An 18312-nucleotide genomic window follows, 5' to 3' on the forward strand; every position below is an offset into this window, starting at 1 on the left:
GCGCCGCCGCGCCTGATCCTCTGATGCTGTGTGCGCAACCCTGCCGGGTGTGCGTGGGTGCCCTGCGTGCCGGGAGTCCGTCAGAACTCGTCGGCCAGGCGCTCCAGTATCCGCATGCTTCCCGCGTGCGTCTCGGCAGTGGCGCAGAGCCGGTCCATGACCAGCTTGTAGTTCTCCACCTCGTCCGGCTTGTCCAGGTAGAGCGCGCTGGTGAGCTGCTCCAGATAGACGACGTCGGGCAGGTCCGGCTCGGTGAAGCGCATGATGTGTATCGGCCCGCCGGCCGCCGCGAGGCCGCCGATGTCGAAGGGCGCGATCTGGATGGTGATGTTCTTCCGGGTGCCCATCTCCAGCAGGTGCCTGACCTGGCCCCGCATGACATCCGCCCCGCCGAGCGGACGGCGCAGCGCGGCCTCGTCGACGACGACCCACAGCTTCGGCGCGTCCGGCCGGTCCAGCACCTGCTGGCGGCGCAGCCGTACGTCGACCTTGCGCTGGATCTCCTGCTCGGGCGCGCCCGCGTTGGCCAGCAGCGTGACGGCGCGGGCGTAGTCCGCGGTCTGGAGCAGCCCGGGGACGAACTGGACCTGGTAGTTACGGATCAGCCCCGCGGCCTCTTCGAGGCCGAGCAGCGTCTCGAACCAGCCGGGCAGCACGTCGCCGTACTTCTGCCACCAGCCGGGGGAACTGGCGCGGCGGGCGAGGGCCAGGAACTCGGAGCGCTCCTGCTCGTCCGTGACGCCGTAGAGGCTGAGGAGGTCGGAGACGTCGCGGTCCTTGTACCCCACGCGGCCGAGCTCAAGGCGGCTGATCTTGGCGTGCGACGCCCGGATCGCATCACCGGCCGCCTCACGGGAGACGCCGGCGGCCTCCCGGAGCCGACGCAGGTGTGTGCCCAGCAGGATGCGAAGAACCGTGGGCCCTCCGTGCTGCTGAGAGAGTGCCCTGCGTACCGATGACGTCTGCTCCGGTGACGCTGACATCTGGCCTGCCCCTGTCCCGCGGTGTGGTGAATCGACCGCTCAGTCTCTCACTGTGGAGGGTTCGGTGTACAGCTACTACGGGGTTCAACCGGGGCCCCGCGCCGCGCTGTTGACGATCAGATCGTCGAACTGGCCGTCCTTCGCGCCGAGCAGGAAGGCGGTGATCTCCGCCTGTGTGTAGATGAGGGCCGGTCCGCCCGGATCGCGCGAGTTGCGCATCGCGATGTCCCCGCCGGGGAGTCCGGCGACCTCCACGCACTCGCCGTTCGGATTGCTGAATCGGCTCTTCCGCCAGGTGATTCCGGCCAGTTGATCCGCCGGTACACCGTTCATGACCTGCTGCATCCTGTCTCCTTCTATGATCGCGACTCCAATGTACGTGCACCTGTTCTTGCGAATGAAATTGCATCCGTACTTGCAGCGGCAAGTGCACATCGATCACTATGGCATCGCAACCTGTTTCATCAACGTGCACGTGAGACTGGGGAGTTGGAGATGACCGCACCGGCTGAAGGGTGGGTGACCGCCTCCGAGTTTGCAGCGTGCACGCTTGAGGACGACCCCCGGTCGATATCGATCGCCCGCAACGTCGCCAGGGCGACGCTCCGCGGGTGGCAGTTGGAGGACCTGGTCGACGACGTCGCCTCGGTCGCCTCCGAGCTGGTGGCCAACGCGCTGCGGCACGGTCTCTGCGAACCGTCCTGGAGCCAGGCCCCCCACCCGGTCGTCCTCAGCCTGCTGCGCCGCGGCTCGGAGGTCGTGTGCGCGGTCTTCGACCCCGGGACCGGCGTCCCGCGGGTGTGCGTCGCCGACCCGTTCGCGGAGTCCGGCCGCGGGATGCAGATCGTGGAGTCCCTCAGCGACAGTTGGGGCTGGAGCGAGCCGGGCCCCTACGGCAAGGCCGTCTGGGCCCGCTTCTCCGAGGGCGGCAGAGCCGCGTCCCCGGCGGAGGAACACGGCGTCGAGCAGCCCCTCACCCGGTTGCTGGTACTCGTCGAGGTGCTCACGGGCAGTAGCCCGCCCCAGTTGCAGGCAGTGGCCTGACCTGCGCCCGAGCGCCCGCGGCCGGCCGCGGGCAACATTCCGTACGCACCCGAGAAACAAAACCCGGCGCCCGTAGGTTGTGGTTCCTGGACCAGGACCATCGACACTGAGGCGGAGGCGGCCGGTGGCGGAACCATCGGGGAAGATCCCTGCGGCACGGACCCCATCGGACGAGACCCCCTCGAACGGGGACATAGCCGGGCAAAAGCCTTCGCGGGACGCACCCGAGGGCTGGGCACGGCGGCTCCTCCGGCACTGTCTGCGCTATCGCCGCAACGTTCTGCTCTCCCTCGGCGCCTCCCTCGCGGGGATGGGCATCATGGCCCTCGTCCCGCTCATCCCCAAGCTGATCATCGACGACGTGATCGTCTCCGGCGACCGGCCGCTCGCGCCCCTGGCCGCCCTCATGGTCCTCGCCGCACTCGCCGTCTACGGCCTCACCTATGTCCGGCGCTACTACGGCGGCCGGCTCGCCCTCGACGTGCAGCACGACCTGCGCACCCAGATGTACGACGCGATCGTCCGGCTCGACGGCCGCCGCCAGGACGAATTGTCCACCGGCCAGGTCGTCGGCCGCGGCACCACCGACCTGCAGCTCGTCCAGGGCCTGCTCTTCATGGTCCCGATGATGATCGGCAACGTGCTGCTCTTCGCGGTCTCCCTGGTCGTCATGATCGTGCTGTCCCCGACGCTCACCCTCGTCGCCCTCGGCGTCGCCCCCGCCCTGTGGTGGATTGCCAACCGCAGCCGCACCCGCCTCTTCCCCGCCACCTGGTACGCCCAGCAGCAGGCCGGCACCGTCGCCTCCGTCGTGGACGGCGCCGTCGGCGGCGTCCGCGTCGTCAAGGGCTTCGGCCAGGAGCGGCAGGAGACCGGCAAGCTCCGCGCCATCAGCCGGAAGCTCTACGCAGCCCGGCTGCGCACCGTCCGCATGAACGCCCGCTACACCCCCGCCCTCCAGGCCGTGCCCTCCCTCGGCCAGGTCGGGATGCTCGCGCTCGGCGGCTGGATGGCCACCCGCGGGCAGATCACCCTCGGCACCTTCGTCGCCTTCTCCACTTATCTCGCGCAGCTCGTCGGCCCGGTCCGGATGCTCGCGATGATGCTCACCGTCGGGCAGCAGGCCCGCGCGGGCGTGGAGCGGGTCTACGAGCTGATCGACACCGAGCCTGAGCTGTCCGACCGGCCCGGCGCCCACGAGCTGCCGGCCGACGCCCCCGCCGACGTCGAGTTCGACGCCGTCACCTTCGGCTACGACCCCGACCACCCGGTCCTCGACCGGCTGACGCTGCGCGTCGAGCCCGGCGAGACGATGGCCGTCGTCGGCGCCTCCGGCAGCGGTAAGTCGACGCTGTCGATGCTGATACCCCGCTACTACGACGTCGCACCCGGCGGCGGCGCCGTCCGCATCGGCGGCCACGACGTACGCGACCTCACGCTGCCCTCGCTGCGGGCGGCCATCGGCCTCGTCCCCGAGAACAGCTTCCTGTTCTCCGAGTCCATCCGGGACAACATCGCCTACGGCAAGCCCGACGCCACCGACGAGGAGATCCGCGCCGCCGCCCGTGCCGCGCAGGCCGACGGCTTCATCACCGCGCTGGGCAACGGCGCCGCTGCCGCCCCCGGCGACGATGCCGCTGCCGGGACCGCGGACGAAGGCCCGGGCACCGGCCTCCCGGAGGGCTACGACACCGTCGTCGGCGAGCAGGGCATGACCCTCTCCGGCGGCCAGCGCCAGCGCATCGCGCTGGCCCGCGCGATCCTCACCGACCCCCGGCTGCTGCTCCTGGACGACGCCACCTCCGCGGTCGACGCCCGCGTCGAGCACGAGATCCACGAGGCGCTCCGCAGCGTCATGGCCGGCCGCACCACCCTGCTCATCGCCCACCGCCAGTCCACCCTGGCGCTCGCCGACCGCATCGCCGTCCTCGACGGCGGCCGGCTGGCCGATGTCGGCACCCACGAGGAGCTGCAGGCCCGCTGCCCGCTCTACCGGCGGCTGCTGACCGACCCGGACGAGCTGGCGGACCGCGAGCGCGACCCCGCGGGACAGGTCGCCGCCGACACCCACGCCAGCGTCGACGGGGTCACCCCCGACCTGTGGGTGCGCAAGGAGACCGGCGGGAAGAGCGCCGAAGGGGGCGGCAACTCCACGGCCTCCGCCGGCGACCCCTCCGGCTTCGCCGGCATGCTCGCCGGCTCGCCCGGCAGCCCCGAACTGCTGGCCAAGGTCGCCGCCCTGCCGCCCGCCACCGAGAGCCCCGACGTGGACGAGGACCAGGCCGAGGCGCCGGAGGTCTCGTACGGCCTCCGCCGGCTGCTGCGCGGCTTCGGCGGACCGCTCGCCATCGCCCTGCTCTTCGTCGCCGGCGACGCGGTCGCCGGTCTGCTGCTGCCCGTCCTCATCCGGCACGGCATCGATGACGGCGTCCAGAAGCTCTCCCTCGGCGCCGTGTGGACGGCCGCGGGCCTCGCGCTCGCCGTCGTGCTCGGCCAGTGGGCGGCCCAGGTCGGCGCCACCCGGCTCACCGGCCGCACGGGCGAGCGGGTTCTCTACGCCCTGCGCGTCAAGATCTTCGCCCAGCTCCAGCGGCTCGGGCTCGACTACTACGAGCGCCATCTGACCGGCAAGATCATGACCCGGATGACCACGGACGTGGACGCCCTGTCCACGTTCCTGCAGACCGGCCTGGTCACCGCCGTCGTCTCGCTGCTCACCTTCTTCGGCATCCTGGTCGCGCTGCTGGTCATCGACCTCCAGCTCGCCCTGATCGTCTTCGCCGCCCTGCCGCCGCTGATCGTCGGCACGTTCTTCTTCCGGCGGCAGAGCGTCAAGGCGTACGAACTGGCGCGCGAGCGCGTCAGCGTCGTCAACGGCGACCTCCAGGAGTCGGTCGCCGGGCTGCGCATCGTGCAGGCGTTCCGCCGCGAGGACGGCGGCGCCGCCCGGTTCGCCGAGCGCAGCGACGGCTACCGCCAGGCCCGCGTACGCGGCCAGTGGCTCATCTCCGTCTACTTCCCGTTCGTGCAGCTCCTCGCCTCCTTCGCCACCGTCGGCGTGCTGTGGGCCGGGTCCGACCGGGTGGCCGCGGGGACGCTCACCGCGGGCGCGCTCGTCGCGTACCTGCTGTACATCGATCTGTTCTTCGCCCCCGTGCAGCAGCTCTCCCAGGTCTTCGACGGCTACCAGCAAGCGGCCGTCGCGCTCGGCCGCATCCAGGAACTGCTGCACGAGAAGCCGTCCACGCCGCCGGCCGCGAAGCCGCGGCCGGTCGGGCAACTGAGCGGCGAGATCGCCTTCGACGACGTGCACTTCGCGTACGACGGGCAGACCGAGGGTGCCGCCGAGGCGGCGCTGACCGGGCTCGACCTGACGATCCCGGCCGGGCAGACCGTCGCGTTCGTCGGGGAGACCGGCGCCGGCAAGTCGACGCTGGTCAAGCTCGCCGCCCGGTTCTACGACCCGACCCGCGGCGCCGTCCGCGTCGACGGCACCGACGTGCGCGAGCTCGACCTCACCGGCTACCGCCACCGCCTCGGCGTCGTCCCGCAGGAGTCGTACCTCTTCTCCGGCACCGTGCGCGACGCCATCGCCTACGGCCGCCCCGACGCCTCCGACGCCGGGGTCGAGGCCGCCGCGCGGGCCGTCGGCGCGCACGACATGATCGCCTCGCTGCCCGGCGGCTACCTCCACGACGTCGCCGAGCGGGGCCGCAACCTCTCCGCGGGGCAGCGCCAGCTCATCGCCCTGGCCCGGGCCGAGTTGGTCGATCCCGACATCCTGCTCCTCGATGAGGCCACCGCCGCGCTCGACCTCGCCACCGAGGCCGCGGTCAACAGCGCCACGGACCGCCTCGCCGGCCGCCGCACGACCCTCGTCGTCGCCCACCGCCTGACGACGGCCGCCCGCGCCGACCGCGTCGTGGTCCTCGACCACGGGCGCGTCGCCGAGGACGGGACGCACGAGGAACTGCTCGCCCGCGGCGGCCGGTACGCGGAACTGTGGCGGACCTACGCGGGCTCGGTGGAACCCGCGGCGGCGTAGCCGGAGCCGGTGGAGCCGGTGACGCAGCCGGCGAATCCGGCGGCGTAGCTCCCGGAATCGCCCCGGGCGGTTCTGTAGCATCGCTTGGCCCCCTGCCTTCTCTGTCCCAGACCCCTCATTCCGCTACTCAGAGTAATCGAAGCAGCGCAATGCGTGGAAAGTTATCCACAGGGTGCTCGGCGTTCTTCTCCGGCGTGGCCAACGCGGCTAGGTTCCGAGGGTCATTGTGAACCCGGGGAGGGAAGATGCGCAGGAAGCTCGGATGGCTGCTGAGTCTGGCCGTGCTCACCGGCACGGTGGGGCTGGGCAGTTCGCCGGTCGGTGCCGCCACCGCGGACGAGGCCGACATCAAGGACCGGCTCCTCTCGATCAAGGGCATGAGCCTGATCCAGGAGAAGCCGGTCGACGGCTACCGCTACTTCGTTCTGAACTACACACAGCCCGTGGACCACCGGAAGCCGCACGGCCAGACCTTCCAGCAGCGGATCACCGTGCTGCACAAGGACACCGACCGGCCCACGGTCTTCTCCACCGGCGGCTACAACGTGTCCACGACGCCGTCGCGCAGCGAGCCCACGCAGATCATCGACGGCAACCAGGTCTCGATGGAGTACCGGTTCTTCACCCCGTCCCGGCCCGACCCCGCGGACTGGAAGAAGCTCGACATCTGGCAGGCCGCCAGCGACCAGCACCGCATCTTCGGGGCGCTGAACGACATCTACGACGAGAACTGGCTGGCCACCGGCGGCAGCAAGGGCGGCATGACCGCCACGTACTACGAGCGCTTCTACCCGCGCGACATGGACGGCGTCGTCGCCTACGTCGCGCCGAACGACGTGGTGAACAAGGAGGACTCGGCCTACGACCGGTTCTTCGAGCAGGTCGGGACTAAGGAGTGCCGCGACGCGCTCAACGCCGTTCAGCGCGAGGCGCTGGTGCGGCGGGACGCGCTGTCGGAGAAGTACGCGGCCTGGGCCGCGGAGTCGGGCGCGACGTTCACCACGATCGGCAGCCTGGACAAGGCGTTCGAGGCGACCGTCCTCGACCTCGTGTGGGGCTTCTGGCAGTACAGCTCGGCCGCCGACTGCGCCGACGTGCCGGACGCCGCCACCGTCTCCGACCAGGAGCTGTACGACTACGTCGACGCCATCGCCGGCTGGTCCTTCTACACCGACCAGGGGCTCGCACCGTACACGCCGTACTACTACCAGGCGGGCACCGAACTGGGCGCGCCCACCATCCAGTTGCCGCACCTGAAGGACCTGAGCCGCTACGGCTACCAGCCGCCGCGGAACTTCGTCCCGCGCGACATCGACATGCGCTTCGAGCCGTCGGTGATGAACGACGTCGACAAGTGGGTGCGCAGGAACGCGGACCAGATGCTCTTCGTCTACGGCGAGAACGACCCGTGGGGCGCCGAGCCGTTCCGCCTCGGGAAGGGCGCGCACGACTCGTACGTCTACACCGCGCCCGGCGCCAACCACGGCGCCCGGGTCAGCCAGCTCCCGGCGGAGCAGCGCGCCAAGGCGACCGAGCGGATCCTCGACTGGGCCGGTGTCGAGGCCGGCACCACGAAGGCGAAGCCGCTGGCCGCGTACGACAGCGGGCTGGACAAGGTGACGAAGAAGGAGCTGCGGGAGCAGTCGCTCCGGCCGTGATCCCGGGCCGCTGAGCCGCACGAAGCCGCGCCCGCGGGTGTCACCGCCCGCGGGCGCGGCCGTGACGTACGGACACGCGTCCTCGTACCGTCAGCCGACCCGTTCCTTCCACTCCCGCTGCAGCAGCCGCACCGCCTCCCGGATCGCCGGCCGGCGCGCCGCGCCCGTACGCCACAGCGCGTACACCCGCCGCACCGGCACCGGCTCCAGCGGCACCGCGACCACCCCCGCCGGCAGCGGACCGCGGCCCAGCCGCGGCACCAGCGCGATGCCCAGACCGGCCGCGACCAGCGCGAGCTGCGAGGCGTACTCGGCGACCTGGTAGGCGAGATCCGGCTCGTGGCCGGAGGTGCGCAGGGTGCGTACGAGCCAGTCGTGGCACGTCGAGCCGGGCGGCTGGCAGATCCAGCGCTCGCCCACGAGATCCGCCCGGACGAGCGCGTCGCGCTCGGCGAAGGGGTGGCCGGCCGGGACGCAGATGTCGCACAGGTCGTCGCCGATGGGCGCCAGCTCCATCCCCTCGGGGGTGGGCAGCGGGGCGCTGTCCCAGTCGTGGGCGACGGCGAGGTCGGCCACACCGCGGGTGACCATGCCGGGGGAGAGGTGCGGGTCGGCCTCCAGCATGCGGGTGTCGAGCGCGGGGTGCTCCGCGGCGAGCGCGGCGAGCGCCGCGGGCAGCAGGCCGCGGGCGGCGGTCGCGAAGCAGGCCACCGTCAGCCGCCCCATGGGCCGGCCGCGGCGCTCCTCCAGCGAGGTCTCGGCCTCCTCGACGATGGCGAGCAACTGCTCCGCCGTGGCGGCGAGGTGCTGGGCGGCGTCGGTGAGCGTCACCCCGCGGCCGCGGCGCTCCAGCAGCGGCGTGCGGGTCTCGCGCTCCAGCTTGGCGATCTGCTGGGAGACGGCGGACGGGGTGTAGCCGAGGGCGGCCGCGGCGGAGCCGACGGAGCCGTGGACGGCGACGGCGTGCAGCGCCCGCAGCCGGGACAGATCGAGCATGGCCACCCCCAGGGTTCAGCGTTGCTACATCCAATCATGAAGTAATACATGCTGGTGCTTCACGGTCGTCCGGCCCGATCCTGGCTGCATGCGTCCGCTGCACATCGCACTCGCCGTCCTCGTCGCCTTCTTCTGGGGGCTGAACTTCGTCGTCATCGAAGTGGGCCTCGACCACTTCCCGCCGCTGCTGTTCACCGCCCTGCGCTTCCTGGTGGCGGCGCTGCCTGCGGTGTTCCTCGTCGGCCGGCCGCAGGTCGCGTTCAAGTGGATCCTGGCGGTCGGGCTGGTGCTGGGGGTGGCGAAGTTCGGGCTGCTGTTCGTCGGCATGGAGCAGGGGATGCCGCCGGGGTTGTCGTCGCTGGTGCTGCAGATCCAGGCGGTGTTCACGGCGTGCCTCGCGGCGGTGGTGCTGGGGGAGCGGCCGGGGCGGGTGCGGCTGGCGGGGATGGGCGTCGCGCTGTGCGGGGTGGCGCTGGCCGCGGTGGACGAGGGCGGCTCCGGGCCGCTGGGGGCGTTCGCGATCGTGCTGGCGGCGGCGTTCTGCTGGGGTATCTCGAACGTGATCATGCGCAAGGCCGCGCCGCCGGACGGGCTGCGCTTCATGGTGTGGGTGTCCTGTGTGCCCGTGCTGCCGCTGCTCGCGCTGTCGCTGGTGTTCGAGGGGCCGGAGCGGGACTGGGAGGCACTGCGGTCGCTGGACTGGGCGGGCGCCGGCGCGGTCGTCTACATCGCGTGGATCGTCACGATATTCGGCTTCGGGGTGTGGGGGTACCTGCTGCGTACGTACGACGCCTCGACGGTGGCGCCGTTCTCGCTGCTGGTGCCGGTCGCGGGAATGTCCTCGGCGGCGCTGTTCCTGGGCGAGGAGATCACGGGGCTGCGCTGGACGGCGGCGCTGCTGCTGGTCGGCGGGGTGGCCGTGACGTCGCTGGGCGGCCGGCGGGCCGGCCGCAGAGCCGGCCCGCGGGGCGGTGCCGTGCCGCACCGCCCCGCCGTACCGGCGCAGTCGGGCGGCGCTAGCGCACCACCGTCTGGATCTCCTTGACGGTCACCGGGATCTCGGTGGTGGACTGGCCGTCGGGGAAGTCCTCGTGCACGGGCGTCCCGTCCGGGCTCTCGGTCGCGTTCCAGTTGACGTTCCAGGTGAGCGAGGCTTGCAACTCGTACGTCCCCCCGCCGGAGGACTTGCGGTACGTGATGTTGCAGCCCGCGTCCTCGGTGTCCACGGCGAAGCCGCCGCCCTTGCGCACGAGGTCGTACTCGCAGACGTTCGGGTCCGCGTACTCCGTGCCGGCCTCCAGCCGCAGCCGCTGCGGGGTGGCGACGGTGGTGGCGGCGATCCGGCCCATGCCCGGCGGGTCGATGTAGGCGGTGACCCAGACGCGCTGCAACTCGGCCGGGTCGAGCACGGCGAGGGTCTCCAGGTTCACCACCTGGCGGGCGGCGTTGGGCTTCAGGTCCACCGGAGGGGCGGGCAGTTCGGTCTCGTTGTACGCGAGCGCGGCCAGGGTCTCCGGGTCGATCACCCGGGTGTTCGGCTCCGCGGGCTCCTCGGGGCCGACGAACATGAACGACTTCGTCGCCGGGCACGCCTCGGCCGTCACCCCGTCGTCCTGGTAGACGAGCTGCCACCACAGCCCTTCCTTGTCCTTGCGGAGGTCGAAGGTGCTGTCGTCGGTGACGAGTTCGGAGATGGACGCGGTGGCGTGGTGCTCGGCGTTGAAGTTCTCGTGGACGTAGTCGTCCATCTGGTCCGGCGTGTAGCGCGGCTCGTACCAGCACACCGGCGGCGACCAACTGCCGCCGATCGGCGTCATGGGCGAGGTCTCGCCGGAGCCCGGGCTGCTGCGGTTGAAGTCCACCCGGGAGCCGATCTGGTTGGAGCCGCCCTGGCCCGTCCCGTCGCCCGCCGTCGCAGGCCCGGTCGCGACGAGGGCGAGTGCCACGCCGGCTATGGACACGGCCGCCGTACGCCGGGTGCTCAGGAGGTTCCGCACTGCGCTGCTCCCTGTTCGTCGGACTCGTGGACCATCTGCCAGAGGCCGTCCGCCGTCTTGCGCATCGTCGAGACGTGCCGGATGAAGTCGTCGGCGCTCGGCTCGGTCTTCAGCACCTTGCCGGATTCGGCGATCTTCGCGTACGAGTTCGTCTGGTCCTCGCAGTACACGACGGACGCCACGTCGCCCTTCTGCGAGGTGACTTCGCGGTCGTAGTAACGCACGGTGCCGGAGACCGTCTTGCCGTCCTGGACGAACTCGTCGATGCCCGCCCGCCAGCCCAGCAGGGCGTCGCCGCCGAGGTACTGCTCCATGACATCCAGGCGCGGGTCCTGCTTCGCGTAGCCGAGGCGGATCGACTGCACGGCGTAGCCGTGGTCGCGCAGGATCGCGTCCTCGGCGGCGTCGCCCGTCGGCTCGCTCTCCACCTCGACCTTGACGTCGTCGGGGAAGTCGAACTCCGGTGCGTCGGCGCCGTCGTCCGCGGCCGGGGACGGCGAGGCGGACGAGGATTCCCCCGACTCCGCTGCGGTTTCCTTGGCGCCCGTGATCCGGTCCGGCTTGTCGTCCGACGACCCGCACGCCGTCAGCAGCGTGACCGCCGCGGCCAGTGCCACGGCACTCGCCGGTGCGCAGAGCTTCATGACGGATCGAACCCCCGTTTCCCCGTATGCATGTGCAAGTCGCGCCTCAGCGTAGGCAGCGGCGCAAGGATTGGGCCAGTCGGCCCCTTGGTTTCACAACCGTCCTGTGACACAAGGCCGTCGGGGCCCCCGGCCCCTATATCCGTGCCGAGGTGCGGAGTTGCGCGGTCACCCGCAGTTGCGGGGCGCCCGCCGGTGCCCGGCGCGCGCCGGGGAGGGCCGCGTATTCAGGCCACGTCGGCCAGCAGCCGGAGCAGATGCTCGCGGCCTCCGGCCAGCAGCGGCGCGAGCTCCCGGGCCTCGGGGAACCAGCGCTTCTCGTACTCCCAGCACAGCCAGCCGTCCCAGCCCGCCTCCGTGAGCACCGCCAGGCACTCCGCCAGCGGCACGGTCCCCTCGCCCAGGGCCAGCGGCGCCAGCTCCTCCCGCGACGCCGCGTCCTTGACCTGCACGTAGCCGAGGTACGGCGAGAGGGCCGCGAACGACTCCTGCGGCTCCTCGCCGCCGAGCCAGGTGAGCATCACGTCCCACAGCGCGCCGGTGCTCTTGTGCCCGACGCGGTCCAGGATGCGGGCGACGTCCGCGCCGGTGCGGTGCGAGTCGTGCGTCTCCAGCAGCACGCGCACGCCGAGGTCCGCGGCGTACGGGGCCACGGCGGCGAGCCGCCGCGCGGCGGTGGGATCCGCCTCGACGGCCGGCTGGTCCCCGCCGCGCGGGAAGACCCGGACGTGGGCGGCGCCCAAGTCCCGGGCGAGCGCCAGCAACTCGCGCATCTCGGTGACCACCGGCTCGTCGTCCCCGGCCGCGGCGACGCCCGCGTAGCTCGCCAGCGTCAGGATCTCCACTCCGGCCGCGGCGAACTCCTCGACCACGTCGGCCCGCTCCCCGATCCCGAGCCCGGTGTGCACGGGCTCCTCGGGGTGGCACCGCAGCTCCACGCCCTGGTAGCCGGCATCGCGGGTGAGCCGAGCGACCTCGGCGACGGGGAGCTGAGGCAGGCCGAGGGTCGAGAAGGCGAGTCGCATGCCGTGAGTCGATCAGACCCCACCGCACCTGGCAACCCCGCGGCCACCTCCCCCGGAGCCCCCGTCGGCACCTGGTCGCACGCCGGGCCGCGCGCGCCCGCACCCCGCCGTTGCGCGCCCCGTCCCCGGGGCGTTCCGCCGCCCGGCGGAAGCACCCCCGGCACGCCCTCGCCGGCCCCACGCAGCACGCCTTCGCCGGCAACCCGGAGCCGTACGGCCACGCCCGCCGCGCCCCGAGCCGCCCGGTCCCGCCCGGCCGCTGCCATCACCGCCGCCGACGCGCCCGCGGCGGCCATCCGGCCGAATCCGTCAGAGCGTCAGCCGCCAGTCCTGGCCCACCAGGTCCGCCCCGTAGCTGTGGTGTGGCTTCTCGGCCACCAGCTCGAACCCCGCCCGCTCGTAGAGGCGGCGGGCCGACTCCAGCACCGAGTTCGTCCACAGCACCAGCTCGCGGTATCCCGCCTCACGGGCGAAGCGGACGCACTCGTCGACCAGCCGCGCCCCCAGCCGGTGCCCCCGCACCTCCGGGTCCACCAGCAGCAGCCGCAGCCGCGCCGTCTCCGGGGCGTCGTCCCGTACGCACATGACCGTGCCGACCGGGCGGCCGCCCAGGTCCGCTATCCAGGTGCGCTCGCACGACGGGTCCCGCTGCGCCGCGTGGTCCGCGACGATCCGGGCCACCAGCGCCTCGAAGTCCGCGTCCCACCCGTACTCCTGCGCATACAGCTCGCCGTGGCGCTTGACGATCCAGCCCAGCTCGCCGGGGCCGGGCTCGCGCAGCTCGGCCTCCTCGACCGGGCTCGGCACGGCCGACTCCGACAGCAGTTCCCGCACCGTGCTCATCGCGGCCGCCAGCCGGGCGCGCCGTTCGAGCGGGACCTGCGCCAGCAGCGTCCCCACCTGCTCGCGCGAGCGCTCCTCCAGCAGATGCGCCGCCTCCCGCCCGCGCGGCGTCAGCTCCACCCGCTGCCGCCGCGCGTCGGCGGCCGACGGCCCGCGCGTGATCAGGCCGTCCTTCTCGAACTTGCCGAGCAGCCTGCTGAGATACCCCGCGTCCAGCGTGAGCGCCCCGCGCAGGTCCGCGGCGTCGGCCTGCCGGGCATAGCTCAGCTCGTAGAGCACGCGGGCCTCGGTGAGCGTGTACGGCGTGTGGAGCTGGCGGCTGTAATCGAGGGCGCCGATCAGATTCGTGTAGAAGCGGTTGAACGAGCGGATGTCCTCGATGGTCACGGAACCCCACCTCCTGGCGCGCACTTTTCCTTGACTGAGTCAAAGGTACCCCCATGCGTCGACGCTGTGCAGAGTTATCCACAGACCGTGTCGGCCGGTCGGATGATCGACCCGGCCCCCGGCTTCCGCTACGCCCGCGGCGCCGCCGTCGACGCCCGCGCCACCAGCTCCGCCGGCACCATGTAGCGCCCGCCCGCCGGCGACTCCTCCCGCCCCAGCGCCAGCCGCGCCGCCCGCGCCGCCGCCTCCTGGAGCGGCAGCCGCACCGTCGTCAGCGCCGGCGTCGCGTCCGCGCTGAACGGCAGGTCGTCGAAGCCCGCCACGGAGATGTCGCCGGGGATGTCGAGACCCTTCTCGCGAAGTGCCGCGCAGATGCCCAGTGCCACCGCGTCGTTCGAGCCGACGACGGCCGTCAGCCCCGGCTCCCGGTCCAGCAGTTCGAGCGCGCCGTCGTAGCCGGACTTCCGGGAGTACGGGCCGTGCACCGTCAGCCGGCCGAGTTCGCCGGCGTCGCCGCCGAGGCCGTGGGCGTCGAGCGCGGCACGGTGGCCTTCGAGGCGGTGCCGGGTGGTGGTGCGGTCGGCGGGGCCCGCGACGTAGCCGATGCGGCGGTGGCCGAGGGAGATCAGGTGCTCGGTGAGCCGGCGTCCGCCCTCGCGGTTGCCGAACTCGACGGCGAAAGCGGAGCCCTCGGGCGCGGCGCTCGCCGGCCGGCCGAGGAGGACGACCTGCGTGCCGTTCGCCGCGAGCCGCCCCACCTTCGCCGCGCTGGCCGCGGCGTACTCGGGCGTCTCGACGGCGCTTCCGGTGATCACGACGGCGGCGGCGCGCTGGCGCAGCAGGAGCGTGAGGTAGGTCAGCTCGCGCTCCGGGGAGCCGCCGGTGTTGCAGACGACGGCCAGCTTCTCGCTGCCCAGTTCGGACTGCACGGCGCTGGCCATGATGCCGAAGAAGGGGTCGGCGACGTCGTTGACGAGGACGCCGACGAGGTCGGAGGTGGCGGCGGCGAGCGCGCTCGCGGGGCCGTTGATGACGTAGTCCAGCTCGTCCACGGCGGCGAGCACGCGCGCGCGGGTGGCCTCGGCCACCGGGTAGTTGCCGCTGAGCACCCGGGAGACGGTCGCGGCGGAGACGCGGGCGCGTGCCGCGACGTCCGCGAGGGTGACTGCCATCGCTCTGCCTCCCGTTGGATACGGCGTCCCGGCCCGGTGGCCGGAATCCCCCGGGGCCCGCGCGGGCCCCGCCCGGCGCCGGTCGCCGGTCCGAACTGTGAGCGGAAGTCTTGCACGTCGCGGCGCCCGCGTCGCGAGGGTGGCAGGAGTGTGCACGCCTTTGTGCGTACCCGGCCGGGCTCTTGCGCTGCAGGCCGGGCGGGGATAACTTTCTCCCGGGGCAGAAAGCGCTTACTATGGGAGACCAGATGCCACGTAGGACGCTGCGTATCGCCATGAACGGCGTCACCGGCCGGATGGGGTATCGACAGCACCTCGTCCGTTCGATTCTTGCCATTCGCGAGGAAGGCGGGCTGGATCTCGGCGGTGGCGACGTGCTGTGGCCCGAGCCGGTCCTGGTGGGTCGCAGGGAGCACGCGCTGGAGGACATCGCCCGCCGGCACGACCTGCCGGAGTACACCACCGACCTCGACGCCGTCCTCGCGGACGACTCCGTGGAGCTGTACTTCGACGCCCAGGTCACCTCCGCCCGCGAGGAGGCGGTGAAGAAGGCCGTCGCGGCCGGCAAGCACATCTATGTGGAGAAGCCGACCGCCACGTCCGCCTCCGCCGCCCTCGAACTCGCCCGGATGGCGCAGGGCGCCGGCATCAAGCACGGCGTGGTGCAGGACAAGCTGTTCCTGCCGGGGCTGCTGAAGCTCAAGCGCCTCATCGACGGCGGCTTCTTCGGCCGCATCCTGTCGGTCCGCGGCGAGTTCGGCTACTGGGTCTTCGAGGGCGACTGGCAGCCCGCCCAGCGGCCCTCCTGGAATTACCGCGCGCAGGACGGCGGCGGAATGGTGCTGGACATGTTCCCGCACTGGGAGTACATCCTGCACGAGCTGTTCGGCCCCGTCCGCAGCGTGCAGGCACACGTCACCACGCACGTGCCGCGCCGCTGGGACGAGCACGGCGAGGCGTACGAGGCGACCGCGGACGACGCGGCGTACGGCATCTTCGAACTCGCCGCGCCCGGCGGCCCCGTCGTGGCGCAGATCAACTCCTCCTGGACGGTCCGCGTCCACCGCGACGAGCTGGTCGAGTTCCAGGTCGACGGCACCGAGGGCTCCGCCGTCGCGGGCCTGCGCGGCTGCCGCGTACAGCACCGGGCGGCCACGCCGAAGCCGGTGTGGAACCCGGACCTGCCGGTCTCGGAGACCTTCCGCGACCAGTGGCAGGAGGTGCCGGACAACGCCGGTCCCGCCGGGTTCCCCAACGGCTTCCGCGCCCAGTGGGAGCTGTTCCTGCGGCACCTGATGCTCGACGAGCCGTACCAGTGGGACCTGCTCGCAGGCGCGCGCGGGGTGCAGCTCGCCGAGCTGGGCCTCAAGGCCGCCGCGGAGGGGCGGCGCGTCGAGGTGCCGGAGCTGGCCCGATGACGACGATCCGGCTGCCCAGGCCGGGGGGCGTGCTGGAGGTGTACGAACCGCGCGCGGAGCCCGCGCCGGCGCTCGCGACCCGCGGCCCGCGTCCCTCCTCCCGTACGGTCTTCGCCGCCGCACACGTCGTCGCCGACCCGTACGCGGACGCCGGCCCCGGCGACCCGGACAGCCCCGCCGCGGTCGACTGGGACGCCACCCTCGCCTTCCGCCGCCACCTGTGGTCCCACGGTCTCGCCGTCGCCGAGGCCATGGACACCGCGCAGCGCGGCATGGGCCTGGACTGGACCCGCGCCGCCGAGCTGATGCGCCGCTCCGCCGCCGAGGCCAGGGCCCACGGCGGCCGCGTCGCCTGCGGCGCCGGCACCGACCAGCTCGCGCCCCAGGGCGCCACCCTCGACGGCGTGCGCGCCGCGTACGAGGAGCAGCTCACCCTTGTCGAGGACGCGGGCGCGCAGGCGGTGCTCATGGCCTCCCGCGCGCTGGCGGCGTGCGCCCGCGGGCCCGAGGACTACGTGGAGACGTACGGCGCGCTGCTGCGCCAGGCGCGCGAGCCGGTGATCCTGCACTGGCTGGGCGACATGTTCGACCCGGCGCTCGCCGGGTACTGGGGCAGCTCCGATCTCGACGCCGCCACCGGCACGTTCCTCGACGTCATCGCCCAGCACCCGGACAAGGTCGACGGCGTCAAGGTCTCCCTCCTCGACGCCTCCCGCGAAGTGGACCTGCGCCGCAGGCTGCCGCGCGGGGTCCGCTGCTACACGGGTGACGACTTCCACTACCCCGAGCTCATCGAGGGTGACGAGCACGGTTTCAGCCACGCTCTGCTCGGTGTCTTCGACCCCCTCGCCCCGCTTGCCGCGGAGGCGGTACGGACCCTCGACACCGGCGACGCGGCCGGCTTCCGCAAGGTCATGGACCCGACCGTGCCGCTGGCCCGCCACCTCTTCCAGGCGCCGACGCGCTTCTACAAGACGGGCGTCGTGTTCCTGGCCTGGCTCGGCGGCCACCAGAGCCACTTCACGATGGTCGGCGGGCAGCAGTCGGCCCGCTCCCTGCCGCACCTCGCGCGCGCGTACGAACTGGCCGACGCCCTCGGCCTGTTCCCCGACCCGCGGCTCGCGGCACAGCGCATGACCTCCTTCCTCGCCGTCCACGGAGTCGCCCTGTGAGTACCGGACACCCGGCCGGCGGGCCGGCCCGCCTCAGCCTCAACCAGGAGACCATCAGGCAGTGGTCGCTCCCCGAACTCGCGGACGGCTGCACCGCGGCCGGGGTGCGCGGCGTGGGGCTGTGGCGCGCGCCCGTCCAGGAGTTCGGGGTGGAGGCCGCCGCCAAGCTCTTCCGCGACGCCGGGCTGACGGTGACGAGTCTGTGCCGCGGCGGGTTCTTCACCACCGGCGACCCGGGGGAGCGCGCCGCCGCCCTCGACGACAACCGCCGCGCCATCGACGAGGCCGCCACGCTGGGCACCGACACACTCGTGCTCGTCTCCGGCGGCCTGCCCGCGGGCAGTCGCGATCTGCACGGCGCACGGGAGCGCATCGCGGATGCGCTGGGCGCCCTCGCGCCGTACGCGGCGGAGCGCGCCGTGCGGCTGGCGATCGAGCCGCTGCACCCGATGTACGCCGCCGACCGGTGCGTGGTCTCCACGCTGGCCCAGTCGCTGGACCTGGCCGAGCGCTTCCCGGCGGACCGGGTGGGCGTGGTGGTGGACACGTACCACCTGTGGTGGGACGACACCGTCGCGGCGCAGATCACGCGCGCGGGGGAGTCCGGCCGGATCGCGGCCTTCCAACTGGCGGACTGGGTGACGCCGCTGCCGGAAGGGGTGCTGCTGGGGCGGGGCCAACTGGGCGAAGGGAGCGTCGACCTGCGCTGGTTCCGGGAGCGGGTGGACGAGGCGGGGTACGCGGGCTTCGTCGAGGTCGAGATCTTCAACCCGGGGCTGTGGGCGCGCGACGGCGCGGAGGTGCTGGCGGAGATCGTCGAACGGTACGAGCGGCTTGTCGTGCGCTGAGCGGCCGGCCGGTGCGGCGTTGAGCCGGGGTGGCGGTGGGTCCTGGCGGTGGCGGTTCCCGGGAAGTTCGCCGGGTACGG

The 18312-nt window shown here is 72.6% G+C and carries 15 protein-coding genes; 7 read left to right on the forward strand and 8 right to left on the reverse strand.

The window, feature by feature from the left end; translation table 11 throughout:
- Positions 1-80 precede the first annotated feature (80 nt).
- A complete protein-coding gene (locus CXR04_RS24350) occupies positions 81-983 on the reverse strand; it encodes a helix-turn-helix domain-containing protein (RefSeq protein ID WP_199850522.1) in 903 nt (300 codons plus the stop codon).
- An 84-nt stretch (positions 984-1067) separates the two neighbouring features.
- Entirely contained in the window at positions 1068-1328 is a 261-nt protein-coding gene (locus tag CXR04_RS24355; protein WP_101424414.1) for a DUF397 domain-containing protein, read from the reverse strand.
- A 150-nt stretch (positions 1329-1478) separates the two neighbouring features.
- Here CXR04_RS24355 and CXR04_RS24360 point away from each other — a divergent pair, with 150 nt between their 5' ends.
- From CXR04_RS24360 to CXR04_RS24370, 3 genes are all read left to right on the forward strand, one after another.
- A complete protein-coding gene (locus tag CXR04_RS24360) occupies positions 1479-2027 on the forward strand; it encodes an ATP-binding protein (protein WP_234380460.1) in 549 nt (182 codons plus the stop codon).
- 193 nt (positions 2028-2220) lie between these two features.
- On the forward strand, positions 2221-6072 hold the full coding sequence (locus CXR04_RS24365) for an ABC transporter ATP-binding protein (RefSeq protein ID WP_101426572.1): 3852 nt from the start codon (positions 2221-2223) through the stop codon (positions 6070-6072).
- A gap of 245 nt (positions 6073-6317) precedes the next feature.
- Complete coding sequence (locus CXR04_RS24370) at positions 6318-7730, forward strand: S28 family serine protease (protein ID WP_101424415.1); 1413 nt, start codon at positions 6318-6320, stop codon at positions 7728-7730.
- Between the two features lie 90 nt (positions 7731-7820).
- On the opposite strand, the gene CXR04_RS24375 is transcribed toward CXR04_RS24370, so the two are convergent.
- Entirely contained in the window at positions 7821-8726 is a 906-nt protein-coding gene (locus CXR04_RS24375; protein WP_101426573.1) for a LysR family transcriptional regulator, read from the reverse strand.
- Between the two features lie 88 nt (positions 8727-8814).
- Here CXR04_RS24375 and CXR04_RS24380 point away from each other — a divergent pair, with 88 nt between their 5' ends.
- Entirely contained in the window at positions 8815-9771 is a 957-nt protein-coding gene (locus tag CXR04_RS24380) for an EamA family transporter (protein ID WP_101424416.1), read from the forward strand.
- Here the strand turns inward: CXR04_RS24380 and CXR04_RS24385 are convergent.
- From CXR04_RS24385 to CXR04_RS24405, 5 genes are all read right to left on the reverse strand, one after another.
- A complete protein-coding gene (locus CXR04_RS24385) occupies positions 9743-10723 on the reverse strand; it encodes a hypothetical protein (protein ID WP_101424417.1) in 981 nt (326 codons plus the stop codon). The two genes, CXR04_RS24380 and CXR04_RS24385, sit on opposite strands and share 29 nt — an antisense overlap.
- A complete protein-coding gene (locus tag CXR04_RS24390) occupies positions 10708-11367 on the reverse strand; it encodes a hypothetical protein (protein ID WP_101424418.1) in 660 nt (219 codons plus the stop codon). Before CXR04_RS24390 ends, CXR04_RS24385 begins: the two co-directional genes overlap by 16 nt.
- A gap of 227 nt (positions 11368-11594) precedes the next feature.
- Positions 11595-12392: a sugar phosphate isomerase/epimerase family protein gene (locus tag CXR04_RS24395; protein ID WP_101424419.1), complete on the reverse strand. Its 798-nt coding sequence runs from the start codon at positions 12390-12392 to the stop codon at positions 11595-11597.
- Positions 12393-12701: 309 nt separating this feature from the next.
- Entirely contained in the window at positions 12702-13622 is a 921-nt protein-coding gene (locus CXR04_RS24400; RefSeq protein WP_101424420.1) for a bifunctional helix-turn-helix transcriptional regulator/GNAT family N-acetyltransferase, read from the reverse strand.
- 128 nt (positions 13623-13750) lie between these two features.
- Positions 13751-14794 carry a LacI family DNA-binding transcriptional regulator gene (locus tag CXR04_RS24405; protein WP_101424421.1) on the reverse strand — a complete coding sequence of 348 codons (1044 nt, stop codon included), beginning with the start codon at positions 14792-14794 and terminating at the stop codon, positions 13751-13753.
- Between the two features lie 248 nt (positions 14795-15042).
- Here CXR04_RS24405 and CXR04_RS24410 point away from each other — a divergent pair, with 248 nt between their 5' ends.
- The 3 genes from CXR04_RS24410 to CXR04_RS24420 are packed head-to-tail and all read left to right on the forward strand — an operon-like array spanning position 15043 to position 18232.
- On the forward strand, positions 15043-16212 hold the full coding sequence (locus CXR04_RS24410; RefSeq protein WP_101424422.1) for a Gfo/Idh/MocA family protein: 1170 nt from the start codon (positions 15043-15045) through the stop codon (positions 16210-16212).
- Positions 16209-17384 carry a dihydrodipicolinate synthase family protein gene (locus CXR04_RS24415; RefSeq protein WP_101424423.1) on the forward strand — a complete coding sequence of 392 codons (1176 nt, stop codon included), beginning with the start codon at positions 16209-16211 and terminating at the stop codon, positions 17382-17384. Before CXR04_RS24410 ends, CXR04_RS24415 begins: the two co-directional genes overlap by 4 nt.
- Positions 17381-18232, forward strand: a complete 852-nt coding sequence (locus CXR04_RS24420; protein WP_101424424.1) for a sugar phosphate isomerase/epimerase family protein — start codon at positions 17381-17383, stop codon at positions 18230-18232. Before CXR04_RS24415 ends, CXR04_RS24420 begins: the two co-directional genes overlap by 4 nt.
- The last annotated feature ends 80 nt before the right edge of the window (positions 18233-18312 follow it).

The organism is Streptomyces sp. CMB-StM0423 (assembly GCF_002847285.1).
In the GTDB taxonomy this organism is placed as follows: domain Bacteria; phylum Actinomycetota; class Actinomycetes; order Streptomycetales; family Streptomycetaceae; genus Streptomyces.

Coding starts and splice junctions, on each gene's coding strand:
- CXR04_RS24350 (WP_199850522.1), bottom strand. CDS start 983: ATGTCAGCGTCACCGGAGCAGACGTCATCGGTACGCAGGGCACTCTCT.
- CXR04_RS24355 (WP_101424414.1), bottom strand. CDS start 1,328: ATGCAGCAGGTCATGAACGGTGTACCGGCGGATCAACTGGCCGGAATC.
- CXR04_RS24360 (WP_234380460.1), top strand. CDS start 1,479: ATGACCGCACCGGCTGAAGGGTGGGTGACCGCCTCCGAGTTTGCAGCG.
- CXR04_RS24370 (WP_101424415.1), top strand. CDS start 6,318: ATGCGCAGGAAGCTCGGATGGCTGCTGAGTCTGGCCGTGCTCACCGGC.
- CXR04_RS24375 (WP_101426573.1), bottom strand. CDS start 8,726: ATGCTCGATCTGTCCCGGCTGCGGGCGCTGCACGCCGTCGCCGTCCAC.
- CXR04_RS24380 (WP_101424416.1), top strand. CDS start 8,815: ATGCGTCCGCTGCACATCGCACTCGCCGTCCTCGTCGCCTTCTTCTGG.
- CXR04_RS24390 (WP_101424418.1), bottom strand. CDS start 11,367: ATGAAGCTCTGCGCACCGGCGAGTGCCGTGGCACTGGCCGCGGCGGTC.
- CXR04_RS24395 (WP_101424419.1), bottom strand. CDS start 12,392: ATGCGACTCGCCTTCTCGACCCTCGGCCTGCCTCAGCTCCCCGTCGCC.
- CXR04_RS24405 (WP_101424421.1), bottom strand. CDS start 14,794: ATGGCAGTCACCCTCGCGGACGTCGCGGCACGCGCCCGCGTCTCCGCC.
- CXR04_RS24410 (WP_101424422.1), top strand. CDS start 15,043: ATGCCACGTAGGACGCTGCGTATCGCCATGAACGGCGTCACCGGCCGG.
- CXR04_RS24415 (WP_101424423.1), top strand. CDS start 16,209: ATGACGACGATCCGGCTGCCCAGGCCGGGGGGCGTGCTGGAGGTGTAC.